11 protein-coding genes are annotated in these 12,970 nt (G+C 66.2%); 7 read left to right on the forward strand and 4 right to left on the reverse strand.

The annotated features are described in order from the left end of the window. Positions 1-18 precede the first annotated feature (18 nt). Together BAU07_RS24280 and rimO are read left to right on the forward strand one after the other, a co-directional pair. Positions 19-1,293, forward strand: coding sequence for a hypothetical protein (locus BAU07_RS24280; RefSeq protein WP_157122421.1), 1,275 nt, complete (start codon positions 19-21; stop codon positions 1,291-1,293). Positions 1,294-1,505: 212 nt separating this feature from the next. Continuing rightward, positions 1,506-2,837: a 30S ribosomal protein S12 methylthiotransferase RimO gene (gene rimO / locus BAU07_RS24285; protein ID WP_066663577.1), complete on the forward strand. Its 1,332-nt coding sequence runs from the start codon at positions 1,506-1,508 to the stop codon at positions 2,835-2,837. A 51-nt stretch (positions 2,838-2,888) separates the two neighbouring features. On the opposite strand, the gene BAU07_RS24290 is transcribed toward rimO, so the two are convergent. Then, positions 2,889-3,437 (reverse strand): ferritin-like domain-containing protein, encoded by a 549-nt coding sequence (locus BAU07_RS24290; RefSeq protein WP_066663580.1) that lies wholly within the window; start codon positions 3,435-3,437, stop codon positions 2,889-2,891. Between the two features lie 223 nt (positions 3,438-3,660). Here BAU07_RS24290 and BAU07_RS24295 point away from each other — a divergent pair, with 223 nt between their 5' ends. Together BAU07_RS24295 and BAU07_RS24300 are read left to right on the forward strand one after the other, a co-directional pair. Then, positions 3,661-4,245: an LOG family protein gene (locus BAU07_RS24295; protein WP_066663583.1), complete on the forward strand. Its 585-nt coding sequence runs from the start codon at positions 3,661-3,663 to the stop codon at positions 4,243-4,245. Positions 4,246-4,298: 53 nt separating this feature from the next. Further along, complete coding sequence (locus BAU07_RS24300; RefSeq protein WP_066663586.1) at positions 4,299-4,844, forward strand: hypothetical protein; 546 nt, start codon at positions 4,299-4,301, stop codon at positions 4,842-4,844. A gap of 50 nt (positions 4,845-4,894) precedes the next feature. On the opposite strand, the gene BAU07_RS24305 is transcribed toward BAU07_RS24300, so the two are convergent. Further along, positions 4,895-8,137, reverse strand: a complete 3,243-nt coding sequence (locus BAU07_RS24305; protein ID WP_157122423.1) for a hypothetical protein — start codon at positions 8,135-8,137, stop codon at positions 4,895-4,897. 354 nt (positions 8,138-8,491) lie between these two features. Here BAU07_RS24305 and BAU07_RS24310 point away from each other — a divergent pair, with 354 nt between their 5' ends. Continuing rightward, on the forward strand, positions 8,492-9,118 hold the full coding sequence (locus BAU07_RS24310; protein WP_066663591.1) for a pyridoxamine 5'-phosphate oxidase family protein: 627 nt from the start codon (positions 8,492-8,494) through the stop codon (positions 9,116-9,118). A gap of 15 nt (positions 9,119-9,133) precedes the next feature. Here the strand turns inward: BAU07_RS24310 and fmt are convergent, their stop codons facing one another. After that, positions 9,134-10,078, reverse strand: coding sequence for a methionyl-tRNA formyltransferase (fmt, locus tag BAU07_RS24315; RefSeq protein ID WP_066663595.1), 945 nt, complete (start codon positions 10,076-10,078; stop codon positions 9,134-9,136). 2 nt (positions 10,079-10,080) lie between these two features. Next, positions 10,081-10,593 (reverse strand): peptide deformylase, encoded by a 513-nt coding sequence (gene def / locus BAU07_RS24320; protein ID WP_066665696.1) that lies wholly within the window; start codon positions 10,591-10,593, stop codon positions 10,081-10,083. A 192-nt stretch (positions 10,594-10,785) separates the two neighbouring features. Here def and dprA point away from each other — a divergent pair, with 192 nt between their 5' ends. Both dprA and BAU07_RS24330 read left to right on the forward strand, forming a co-directional pair. Next, entirely contained in the window at positions 10,786-12,021 is a 1,236-nt protein-coding gene (gene dprA, locus BAU07_RS24325; RefSeq protein ID WP_066663598.1) for a DNA-processing protein DprA, read from the forward strand. 38 nt (positions 12,022-12,059) lie between these two features. Next, on the forward strand, positions 12,060-12,968 hold the full coding sequence (locus tag BAU07_RS24330; protein WP_066663601.1) for a hydroxymethylglutaryl-CoA lyase: 909 nt from the start codon (positions 12,060-12,062) through the stop codon (positions 12,966-12,968). Positions 12,969-12,970 lie beyond the last annotated feature (2 nt).

Raw genomic sequence — 12,970 nt, forward strand, 5'->3', positions numbered from 1 at the left:
CATCCTTCTGGAGCGGTCATGGCAAATAGTCAAAACGAAAGCGATGGCGAGCTATCCGCTGCCAGCGCTGGTCATGCGAATGGCACGTGGCCCGGCATGAAGAAGATTTCCCAAATGGAATCGCCAAACGAAGGCGCGAACGCAAAGACGTGGTTGATCGGCGCCCTGAAGGAGCGCGGGCAAGACCTTATCTGCCAACCGTGGCCCAACGGCTTCGGCCGGCTGGGCATACTTGCCTACCAGTGGGATGGCAGCGCGATGGGCATGAAGACAGTCAATCCCAATGCCGATGACACGGGGAACGACGCATCGGCGGTCGCCTGGCTGATCACGGATGTCAATGGCGACAGGGCCGACGAGATCTGTCAGGTAATCGATTTCGATGGTACCGGGCACGACGTCCGAATAATCGTCTACGGACTGCAAGGCGGGCAAATCGTGACCATCGGCCACCATTCACAGACCGGGCACGGTACGCCGGCAACGGCGTGGCTGTCGGGGAATATCTGTCACCCCAAAGGCTTCAAGCGCAGTATCTGCCAGGTATGGAATTACGCCAGCTCCGTGGGCATGACCATCTGGGATTGGACTGAAGACTCCGAAGGCGGAGAAATGGAAGCGATCTGGAACTCATTCAATGTAAGCAGCGTGGAACGCGCCGATGCGTCGCTGGCCTGGCTGATCGGCGATGTCAACGGCGATGGCCAGGACGAGGTCATACAGGTATACGAGTTCGAATCCCACGTGGCCATGATCGTCTACGGCTGGATCGGTGACGCCCAGAATGGCCACATGGAAGTCATCTCTTCCAAGCACGGGGTCATCGGCAATTCAGATAGCACGAGCGCGGTTAGCTGGCAGATAGGCGATATCGACGGCGACAAAAAGGCCGAGGTGATCCAGATGTTTGAGAATCAGGACGGCACCGCCCTGCGCGCCGCCGTCTTTGGGTGGAAAGCCGAGGAGGGGCAGATGGATTTCATCACCCACAATCTCGATCTGACCGAAGGCCCACGAGCTCTATCCTGGCATATTGGAGATTTCAATGGCGACGAAAAAATGGAGATATGCCAGCTGTGGAAAAACGACATCGGCATGTTGGGCATGGCCGTGTACGGGTGGGTCGGCGGCAACATCGAAGAGATCTGGCGCGGTGATATGGCCGTCTTCGCGGACGCGCTGAGCTGGCTGGCGGGCGACATCAACGGCGATTCCCATGCCGAGATCTGCCAACAAGTGCAAGACGGCGATGGCAATCTCAAGATAATCGTGTATGGAAGCGCCGCCACTTAGGCGCCGGCGGGGCCGTTACCGGGCTTGATGCTCTACCGTTCGGCACAACGCCTTCGCGGCGACGAGACCGCCGGGATTGCTTCATCCCGTGCCGGTCGAGCCACCGTTCGGATATCGGGACGCGACAGCGCTGGCGCCCACGGCCTGCGCGGGCATCGTTGTCCCGAGTCGCTATAAACTAGCGGCTTTATCTAGACGAACTGGATTCCCAGATGGCAACGAACCGGACCCCGAGCGTAGCGATGGTGTCTTTAGGGTGTCCCAAGGCACTCGTCGATTCCGAACGTATCCTTACCCAACTGCGCACGGAAGGCTACGAGGTCACGCCATCGTATGACAACGCGGATGTCGTGCTCGTCAATACCTGTGGGTTCATCGACAGCGCCAAGGCGGAATCGCTGGAGGCGATCGGCGAGGCGCTGGCCGAGAACGGCAAGGTCATCGTGACGGGCTGTATGGGGGTGGAGGAGTCCGCCATCCGCAGCGTGCATCCCAGCGTGCTCGCCGTGACGGGACCGCAGCAGTACGAGCAGGTCGTGCGCGCGGTGCACGAGGCCGCCCCGCCGCGTACGGACCACAATCCCTATGTGGACCTGGTCCCGCCGCAGGGCGTCAAGCTGACCCCCCGCCACTATGCCTATCTGAAGATATCGGAAGGCTGCAATCATCGTTGCAGCTTCTGCATCATTCCGTCGATGCGCGGCGATCTGGTCAGCCGGCCGGTGGGCGACGTGCTGAATGAAGCGGAGCGGCTGGTCAAGGCCGGCGTCAAGGAACTGCTGGTCATCTCGCAGGACACCAGCGCCTATGGCGTGGACCTGAAATACCGCAGCGGCTTCTGGAATGGGCGGCCGGTCAAGACGCGCATGACGGAGCTCTGTGCGGCGCTGTCCGAGCTGGGCGTCTGGACGCGCCTGCACTACGTCTATCCCTATCCGCATGTGGACGAAGTGATCCCGCTCATGGCCGAGGGCAAGGTCCTGCCTTATCTCGACATCCCGTTCCAGCACGCCAGCCCGCGTATCCTGAAGGCGATGAAGCGGCCGGCTTTCGAGGACAAGACCCTGGCGCGCATCAAGCGCTGGCGCCAGGAGTGCCCCGACCTGACGCTGCGGTCCACCTTCATCGTCGGTTTCCCCGGCGAGACCGAGGAAGACTTCCAATACCTGCTGGACTGGATGAGCGAAGCACAGCTGGACCGCGTCGGCTGTTTCCAGTATTCGCCCGTGGAAGGCGCTCCGGCGAACGCGCTGGCGGACGCGGTGCCCGATGAGGTCAAGCAGGAACGCTGGGACCGCTTCATGGTCCACCAGCAGGCCATTTCGGCCGAGCGCCTGCAGGCGCGGGTCGGCCGCGAAATCGATGTGCTGATCGATGAAGTGGACGAGGACGGCGCCATCGGCCGCAGCAGCGCCGATGCGCCGGAAATCGACGGCAGCGTTTACGTGGCGTCCGAACGCCCCCTGAAACCGGGCGACATGGTCCGCGTAACGGTGACCGATGCCGATGAATATGACCTCTGGGCGGACGTGGTCGAACAATAAAAAGGGCGACGGCCCGGCCATGCCGGGCGCGTCGCCCCGGACGCCATCCGGTCAGGCCAGGAAATCGGCCAGGTCGTCGGCGTGTTCCTCTTCGACGGCCAGGATTTCTTCCAGCAGCCGGCGCGTGGTGGGATCCTTGTCGCCGATGTAGTCGACCATCGCGCGATAGCTATCGATGGCTATCCGCTCGGCGACCAGGTTTTCCTTGATCATGTCTTCAAGCGAACCGGCCTCGACATATTCCGAATGGCTACGCCGCGTCAGGCCCTCCGGGTTCAGGTTCGGTGCGCCGCCCAGTTGCACAATGCGCTCGGCTAGGCGATCCGCGTGTTCCTGTTCCTGGGTGGCATGCTCGGCAAACTCGGCGGCGACCGGTTCGGCGTTCATGCCGCGGGCCATGAAGAAATGGCGCTTATAGCGCAGCACACAGACCACTTCGGTGGCGAGCGCTTCGTTCAGCAGGCGCAGTACCGTCTCGCGATCGGCACGGTAGGTGTCGGTGACCGCGCCGTCTTCGATGCCTTGGCGCGCTTTCTTGCGGATGGCCTGGATGTCGACCTGGAAGTTGCCGCCGTTCGAGGATGTGTTGGGTATATCCATTTCACTGCTCTCCTTGTCTTGGCACAGGGCAAAACGGCGCCTTGGCGCTGCGTTTCGATCGAAAATCAGTGTATGCCCGGCCCCTCGGATGGCTGTGTCGAAACGTATCGCGAGCGGAAGGACGGGCACCCCGGCTGCCCTCGGAAATATGCGTACACTAACGAGCTTCGCCCGGCGGGCAGGCAAATAATTCGTAACGTGGAGCGGGCGCTCCCAACAACTCATGACACTCGAAAACATCTGTGTGTACTGCGGCTCGAACGCCGGCCGGCAGCCGGTCTACGCCGAAGCCGCCCGCGCATTCGGCCGCGAGTTGGCCCAGCGCGGACTGGGACTCGTGTATGGAGGTTCCAGCGCGGGCATCATGGGCATCCTCGCGGATGCGGTCCTTGCCCATGGCGGCCGGGCGATCGGCGTGATACCCGAGGCCCTGGTGAGGAAAGAGCTGGCCCATAAGCACCTGACCGAGCAGCACATCGTGGCGTCCATGCACGAGCGCAAAACCCTCATGGCCGAGAAAGCCGATGGTTTCGTCGCGCTGCCCGGGGGAGTCGGCACGCTGGAGGAAATCTTCGAAACCTGGACGTGGGCGCAGCTGGGCTTTCATGCCAAGCCGTGCGGGCTGCTGAATATCGCGGGTTACTTCGACCGCTTGACGGCCTTCCTGGACCATACGGTGGAAGAAGCGTTCATGCGACCGCAGCACCGCGCCATGCTGGCCGTGGAAAGCGACCCCGGCGTGCTGCTGGAGCGTTTCGCCCAATACACGCCCCCGACCGTATCGAAGTGGATCGAACCCGCCAAATAACGGACGCCCCGGCCCGCACGACGCCATACCAAGGAAAATCAAGGGAAGACACCATGTCAGCCGATGCGGACGCCTCGACCACGACCGAACAACTCCTGCGCGATTATTTCCATGCCAAGGACGAGAACCGTCCCTGGTACATGAAGCGCGCCTTCGCGGAGGACGCTAGCCTGCGCATGGTGTTGAAGACGCAGGCCATCGCGTTTCCCGGCGAGGTCGCGGGGGAAGCGGCCATCGCCGACACGCTGGTGCGCAAGTTCGGCCAGACCTATGAGAATGTCTACACCTTCTACCTGGACCGCCCGGCGTCAGGCGCCGTGCTGGACAAATTCAGCTGCGGCTGGATGGTCGCCATGACGGAAAAAGCCAGCGGCCAGGTCCGGGTGGGGTGGGGCCGCTACGACTGGCTGTTCCAGCCGCGGCCACACCGGGTCAGGCAATTGACCATCACCATAGAAGCCATGGAGACGCTGCCCGCTGAAACGATGCCGGCGGTGTTCGGCTGGGTGACCCGACTGCCGTATCCCTGGCTGCACCGCTCGGCGCTGGCCGACATGCCCGCCATACCGGGCCTGGAGGCGTTGCGCCGCTTCGGCTGAGGCCTGCGCAGCGTCCCCGCCAAGGCCCGCGTGCGCCGCGCGCCGACGCGCTACGACGCCTGCGCCAGGCGATACTGCAGCGTAACGGGCGCGGTCATCTCGATGGTTTGCGTGCCATTGGGCGAGAAGCGCAGGCGAGTTTCATACGACACGGAAGCGTAGCTCTTCGCCGGGTCCAGCTTCATCCCCTCCGCCCTGCCATCTCCGTCGAATACTGCGCAGGTCCGCATTTCACTGATCGTGATGGTGGTGGCCAGCCGGTACGACCCATCGGCGTGCCGCGTGATGTCCACATGCGTTTCTCCGCCGCCCCCGGGCATCACCACACGGCCGTCGGCCAGCTTGATCGGCGATCGATGGGCGCAGACCATCAGGGCTGCCAGGAACCCCGCGCCCGGGATCTGCGTCATGTAGTTCGACAACTGTGCGGTGTCCGGACCCGCGAGGCGATGGAGCGCCAGCAAACCGCGCTTGATGCCGGCGACATGGGTATCCTCCGACGGCGCTGAATCCGACGTACTGTACGGGACCGGGTGGCCCCCATGGTCCACGCCGCTGACCGAAAACCAGGCACTGGTGCGCTGGATGGCATCGCGCATGAACTGCGTGTCCACGCCGACGACGCGTTGCCCCGCGCCGGGGTCGGTCCCGACATCAATCGTCACGGGAACGATGCGTTTGATCGGTATCGGCTCGGTAAGGCATTGCTCGAATACCGTGTACTGTTCGGGATCCATGGCCATCCGGCCTTCCTGGCAATCGCTGTCGCACACCACGCCGAACAGCTCGGCGACCGCGTGAGGGAACGACGCCTTCCATGCTGGCGTGGGCCCGCGGTCCGCCGCGACGCCGGCAGTCGACGCGGGCGCCGGCCCTTGTGCGCGACGTTCGTCCAGCTGCATGGCGAGGGCAGTCCCGAGGAACGCCGCCGCGCGCATGAATGAACCGGTCCTGTAGGCGGGATTCCGTTCCGGAGCCAGGTCTTCGTCCTCGAACTGTTCGTTGACGGACAATGCAATCGACGACAAGGCATCGGCGCTCCAGTCCATGCGGCCCGCCGCATGGGCCAGTTCGCCACGCAGTCTGTCGCCGCCCTCTTCGTCCATCTGCCGGATGGCGTCGGCCATGATGGCCTCTGCGATGTCTGCCCAATCGTCCAGGCCGGCGGCCTGGATCTGGACCTGCATGTGCCATGCGCGCGAGGCGGCTTGGGCACAGTCGTAGAGCCGGCGCATGGCATCGCGCGAATCGTCGCCCGGCCGCGCGAGTTCATCGAGAAGCGCCTTGGCATGCGCGACGGCAAGCTGGCGGTGCGGCTGGCTTCGTTCCTTCCAGACCGTGCCAAGCGCCGTGGACGATACGGCGAGATCGAGGGGGGCCAGGTCTTCCGCATGGCGCAGCATTTCGATCTCTTCATTGGACAACCGGGACAGCGAAACGGCGTCCAAGGGACCCGACGGATTGGACGGGTCACGGAACAGCGTGGCCACGGCCTGCCCCACGGTTTCACGCAAGGCGTGCAAGGCCTCCAGCGGCAGCACGTCCTGCAAGGTCGACCCCTCACCCAGCGATTGCCTGGCCTGCAACGCCAAGTCGCGCAGGGCCTGGGCCGCACCGTACCGATCGCCCGCCATCACCGATGCCCGTAGCGCCTGGCGCCTGACATCGAGGACCGCCGGCAGGGACGGCGGCCGTCGCCGGCATTCCTGATGTACGGCATGCTCGAAGTCCGGATGCCGGGCCAGCAATGCCCGGCCTTCATCGGATCGCGCCAGATACCCGAGGCCGGTCTCGATCTGTGCCAACGTCGCCGCATCGAGATCGAACACGAAGGCTTCCACGTCGGGCCACGCCTGAGCGGCCAGCGACCGGGCCAGCAATTCCGGCAGCAGCCGATCGTGCGCGAAGTCCGCGGCGATGGTTTCATACCGCCGGGCGTGCAGGCCCTCGCTCAGGCGCTCCCTGGCCCAGTGGGCCGCGCCGCGCGGGGACAGCCCCTCGTTGCGCCAGACCGCGACGCCGTGACGGACATTCCGCGCCATTCCATCGAGTCGTGATTTCGCGCACGCCGTCACCTGCAGATGAAGCTCGTCGATGAAGCGGTCAAGATGGTTCGGCGGCATGATGTCGCCGCTTTCCGAGGCCAGGTCGCGCGCGCTGTCCTGGGCATGGGCAAGAGAGGCACGGACCGCGCCGAGCGCGCGCAATTGCGCGTCGGAAAGCCCCTCCACCGCCGCTCGCAGCCATATCGTCGCTGTCCCGGCGTCCCCCGCCCCCTGCACCCCCACCGTGAAACGGACGAACGCCTTGGCGAGCGCGGCCTGCAGGTTATCCATGCCATCGTCCCCCGCGTCGGACCCCGGTCTGTCCGTGCCCGTCGATGCCACGGAACTCGCGGCAGTCGCCAGGCTGGCGAGGCTGCCGATGCTCTCGATGCTTGCGATACTTGCAAAGCTGTCCGAGCTTTCGACGCTCGCGAAGGTGTCGAAACTTTCGATGCTGCGGAAACTGTCGGCATCGCGCAAACCGTCGAAGCTGCGCAGGCTGCCGCCGCTGAAGCTCCTCCCGCCGAGGCTTCTGCTGCCGGAACGTCCTTCGCAGAAGCCGTTGCTGTCGTCACTGCCGTTACTGTCGTCGCTGCCCCTGCTGATGCCGCGTACCCGGCGTGTGGGACCTTCGCCGTCCACGGCGGCGCCACTGCCGGCGACGCTTTGCCCGCTGGCGAAGCGCGCGGACCTTTGGAGCAGTTCCGCGGCAACCGCCGTGGAGAACACATGTTTCGCCATCCCGACCGCATCGCTGGCCCACGGGTCCTCATGCGGACAATGCAACCCCGCCCCACCATGCCGCAGGGCGGCATGCAGGGCGTATAAATGGGTGGTATCGGCCTTGCGGCAGTAGCGCTGCACCAGCGCGTGGAAAACATCCGGCCGGATCTCCCGGGAGAGCCCCGCGGTGGCGAGCGCAAACAGGCTTTGCCTGCGCGCCGCCGCGTAGGCCCCATCGCCGCCGTTGCCGGCGGCCCCCAGCGCGGCGTGGCCGGGCGATGCGTCATGGATCATGCGCTCGGACCACATGCGCATGGCCTTGATCCGGGACTTGGCCGTGCACCGCGCGCGCAACAGCGACAGCCCGCTACGGATGGCCGCTATCGGCCGCGCCGATTTGAAGAGTTTGAGCACGCGCTTGCCCGGCCCCGGCCGCGCGCTGAAATGCCCCGCATTGCATTGCGCGCACATCGGAGGCGCCGCGTAGGTGGGCGCCGGGACAGCGTCCAAGGTCATCGTTGGCATGAACCGCTCCTTCCAAGCAGCCATGGCGGTGTGCCGCGGAGCCGGGCTGACCCGGGCTTGCAGGTCCGGGCACGTCCGCCACTGGCCATAGACAGCCCGATGGTAGCCAGGCGCGTGTGGACGCCGCCATCGGCGCCCGCCCCTCCCGGCGGGATAGCGATCTGAAAACAGCCTGGAAAAATCCTATCGACATGAGCGCGTCGGCCCTGGGCTGCGTCAACAGACATCCGCGCGTGGCGTGCGGCGGTGCTGCATGTCACGCGAGTGCGCTACGATACCGGCGCCCGCGTGCGCGACCACCGAGCGTTGAATCGGAAAACGCAGCGTACGCATAGACCTGTGAACCGGCGCCCCATGAAGATCGACGACGCACACCGTATAACCAGCGTGGAGGCATTGACCGCGCGCTACGGGGAACCCGGCGAGGCCTCCTTGCTGAAGGAAACCGCCTCGCTGCATGCCAATTACTGTGCCTTCATCCGGGCAGCGCCTTTCGTCGCCCTGGCCACCAGCGGGCCGGACGGGCTGGATGTTTCGCCGCGTGGCGATGCGCCGGGCTTCGTTGAGGTCCACGATGACAAGACGCTGCTTATACCGGACCGGCGGGGCAACAACCGCGTCGACAGCTTGCGCAATATCATCGCCGACCCGCGCGTGGCGCTGCTGTTCCTGGTGCCGGGCATCGGCGAAACCCTGCGGGTCAATGGCCGGGCCGATATCAGCATCGACCCCGCCTTGCTGGAACGGCTGGCGGTGGACGGCAAGCCACCGCGGTCGGTACTGGTGGTGCACGTGGACACGGTGTTCTTCCAGTGTTCCCGCGCGGTGGTGCGGTCCCGGCTCTGGGATCCGGCCGCGCAGTTGCCGCGCAGCGCCTTGCCCAGCACGGGGCGCATCCTGCGCGACCTGATCGGGGATCGCTTCGACGGCGAAGCGTACGACCGGGAATTGCCGGAGCGCGTCGGCAAGACCCTGTACTGACCCCGGCGAGCGGCCTCAGGCGGGCGCCTGCCAACTCCGCACGAATATATCCGCGGGCTGGCGCTTGCCGCCCGCCTTCTGCAATTCCAGCAGGCGCAGGATACCTTCGGCCGCGGCCACGTCTATACCGTCCGGCGTGGCCCGCAGCACGGTCCCCGGGGGCGCGGCGGAGGCGCCCGGCAGCGCCTCGGCGCGCCAGACTTTCACGGGATCATCCAGGCCGGGCAGGCGCAGCGTGGCGCCCGGAACCGGATTGAAGGCCCTGACGCGGCGCGCCAGCACGTCCGCGCTCAGCGAAAAGTCCAGCGCGGCTTCGGCCTTGTCCAGCTTGGCGGCGTAGGTGACGCCTTCTTCGGGCTGGGGGACGGCATTCAGGCCCGCCGAGCCCAGGGCCTGCAGGGCTTGCACGATGGCCGCCGCGCCGGTGTCCGCCAGGACGTCATGCAACTCGCCCGCCGTCTGCGCCGCACCGATGGGCACCTCGCGCACGAGCAACATGTCGCCGGTGTCCAGGCCCGCGTCCATCTGCATGATGGTGATGCCGGTTTTGGGATCGCCGGCCTCGATGGCGCGCTGGATGGGGGCGGCGCCGCGCCACCGCGGCAGCAGGCTGGCATGGATGTTCAGGCAGCCGTGCGCGGGCAGGTCCAGCACCCATTGCGGCAGGATCAGCCCGTAGGCCGCCACGACCATGACATCCGGCGCCGCCGCCGCCAGGGCCTGGCGTGCGTCCGCCGCTTCGTCCGGATAACGTCCGTCCAGCCGCAGGCTGCGGGGTTGGGCCACGGGGATGCCGGCTTCCAGCGCCGTCTGCTTGACCGGGCTGGGGGTGAGCTTGAGCCCGCGCCCGGCGGGCCGGTCCGGCTGCGTGAGCACCAGCGGCACGGTATGGCCGGCGGCCAGGATGGCGCGCAGCGCGGTACGGGCGAATTCGGGCGTGCCAGCGAAGACGACCCGCATGGTCAAGCCCGCACGGCGTCGCGTTCGGCCTTGCGCAGCTTCGTCTTGATGCGGTTCTGCTTGAGCGGGGACAGGTATTCGACGAACACCTTGCCGTCCAGGTGATCCAGCTCGTGCTGGACGCAGACGGCCAAAAGGCCTTCGGCGTCGCGCTCGTACGGCTGCCCCTGCGCGTCCAGGGCCTTGAAGCGGATGCGGGCCGCGCGTTCGACCTCGTCGTAGATTTCGGGCACGGACAGGCAACCTTCCTCGTAGGTCTGCCTTTCCTCGCTCTTCCAGGTGATTTCCGGATTGATGAGCGTCAGCAGCTGGTTGCCTTCCTCGGACACGTCGATGACCACGACGCGCTCATGGACGTCGACCTGGGTGGCGGCCAGCCCGACGCCGGGGGCGTCATACATGGTTTCGGCCATGTCGCGCACCAATTGGCGTATACGGTCGTCCACTTCCGCCACCGGTTTGGCCTTGATGTGCAAACGCGGGTTGGGATAGCGAAGGATATTGAGCAAAGCCATGGAAAACGACGTATCCCGCGGCCAGTGCGTCAGCCACGGGAGGAAACGGTGCAAGATTGGGACAGCCATCATGATAATTCATCAAGCGCCTGATTTCTAATAGTTTTCCGCTAACCGGGCGATGGGCTGCGCTGTCGCGCGGTGGTCACCTCCGGCGGCCGTGGACGCACCGCGCATGCGACACTGCCGCCCATGCCTTTGCACCTCCCCACTGATGAGTTGGCCGCCTGGCTACGGCTTTCCCTGGAACCCGGCCTGGGCCTGGTCGGCGCCATCGCCCTGTTGCGCGCCGCCGGCATGCCGGACGCCATCTATGCCATGCGGGCCAGCGCGCTCGCCCGCCACGTACCGCCGGAACTGGCGCGGCAACTGGGCGCCGCCGCGCCGCCCGACATGGCGGAGTCGATCGACCGGACCCTGGAATGGGCAAGCCTGGACGGACGGCATATCGTCACGCTGGCCGACCCCGCTTATCCGTCCGCGCTGCTCGATACGGCGGACCCGCCGCTGCTGCTCTACGTGCGCGGCGATCCGGCCTTCCTGACGGGCGCGGCACTGGCCGTGGTCGGGGCGCGCAGCGCCACGGCCGGGGGCATGGAGACCGCGCGCGCCTTTGCGCGCTACCTTGCCGGACAAGGCTGGCGCGTGGTCAGCGGACTGGCGCAAGGCATCGATGCCGCCGCGCACGAAGGAGCGCTGGATGCGGGCCCGCGCGGCGCCGGTACGGTGGCCGTCATGGGCACGGGCATCGACGTGGTCTATCCGCCCCGGCACGGCGCGCTGGCCGAACGCATCGCCGCCCATGGCGCCCTGGTCTCGGAGCTGCCGCTGGGTACCCCTGCCCGCCCCGGCCATTTTCCCAGGCGCAACCGGCTGGTCGCCGGGCTGTCCCGCGGCGTCCTGGTGGTCGAAGCCGCGCGCCAGAGCGGCTCGCTCATCACCGCCCGCCTCGCGGCGGAAAACGGCCGCGAGGTCTTCGCGATTCCCGGCTCCATACATTCGCCGCTGTCGCGCGGCTGCCATGCCTTGATACGGCAGGGCGCCAAGCTGGTCGAAACGGCGCGCGATATTACGGACGAACTGGGCGTGCTCCCGGACAACGCCTTTGCGGGCCGTCCCGGCACGCCCGATAGCCATGGCGCCGATGACCCCGGCGCGCAGGCGGACCGGCGCGAACCCGACGGCCGCGACGCCCATCGTCCCGAAGACCTCGCCGATCCCGCCAGGATGGACCCGACGGGCGATCCCGTACTGGCCGCCCTCGGCTACGATCCGGTCCATCCGGACGTACTGCTGGCCCGCACCGGCCTGGACAGCCCCGCCCTGAACGCCCGCCTGCTGGAACTGGAACTGGCCGGCGTGGTCGCACGGGTGGATGGTGGCCGCTTCCAGCGTTTGGCGGGAGCGCGGCAGCCCGGCAAGGACTAATATCCGCCTATATCCCTGTATCGCCCCAGGAATCCATTATGTCTTTGCCCACCCGCGTCAAAATCGTCGAAGTCTCTCCGCGCGACGGCCTGCAGAACGAAAAGGAATTCGTCCCGACCGACGTCAAGATCGAACTGGTGAACCGCCTCGCCGCCGCGGGCTTTCCCAACATCGAGGCCACCTCCTTCGTCTCGCCCAAATGGGTACCCCAGATGGCGGACGCCGCCGAACTGATGGCCGGCATCGCGCGCCGGCCGGGCCTTGTGTATTCGGTGTTGACGCCCAACCTGAAGGGCTTCGAAGCGGCCCGCGCGGCGGGCGCCGACGAAGTCGTCATCTTCGGCGCGGCCAGCGAGGCGTTCTCGCAGAAGAACATCAATTGCTCGATCGCCGAATCGATCGCGCGCTTCGAACCCGTGGCCGCGGCGGCCAAGGATGCGGGCCTGCGCCTGCGCGGGTCGATCAGTTGCGCGCTGGGCTGCCCCTACCAGGGCGACGTGCCGGTGCACGCCGTGGTGGACGTGGCGCAACGCTATCTGGCGCTGGGCTGCGACGAGATCGACGTCGCGGATACGATAGGCGTGGGCACCCCCAAGCGGGTGCGCGATGTCATGGGCGCGGTGACGGCGGTGGTCGACCCCACCAAGGTATCGGGGCACTTTCACGATACCTACGGCCAGTCATTGGCCAACATCCTGGCCGCGCTGGAAACCGGCATTTCGATCTTCCACGCCTCTGTAGCGGGCCTGGGCGGCTGTCCGTACGCCAAGGGCGCCACCGGCAACGTGGCGACGGAGGACGTGCTGTATCTGTTGCGCGGCCTGGACATCGAGACCGGCATCGATTTCGATGCGGTGGTCGATATCGGGCAATGGATGTCGGCGCAGCTGAACCGCAAGTCATCCAGCCGCGCCGGCAACGCCGTCGCCGCGAAGCGGGCGGCCTAGCC

It is taken from the genome of Bordetella flabilis, assembly GCF_001676725.1.
Taxonomy (GTDB): Bacteria; Pseudomonadota; Gammaproteobacteria; order Burkholderiales; family Burkholderiaceae_B; genus Bordetella_C; species Bordetella_C flabilis.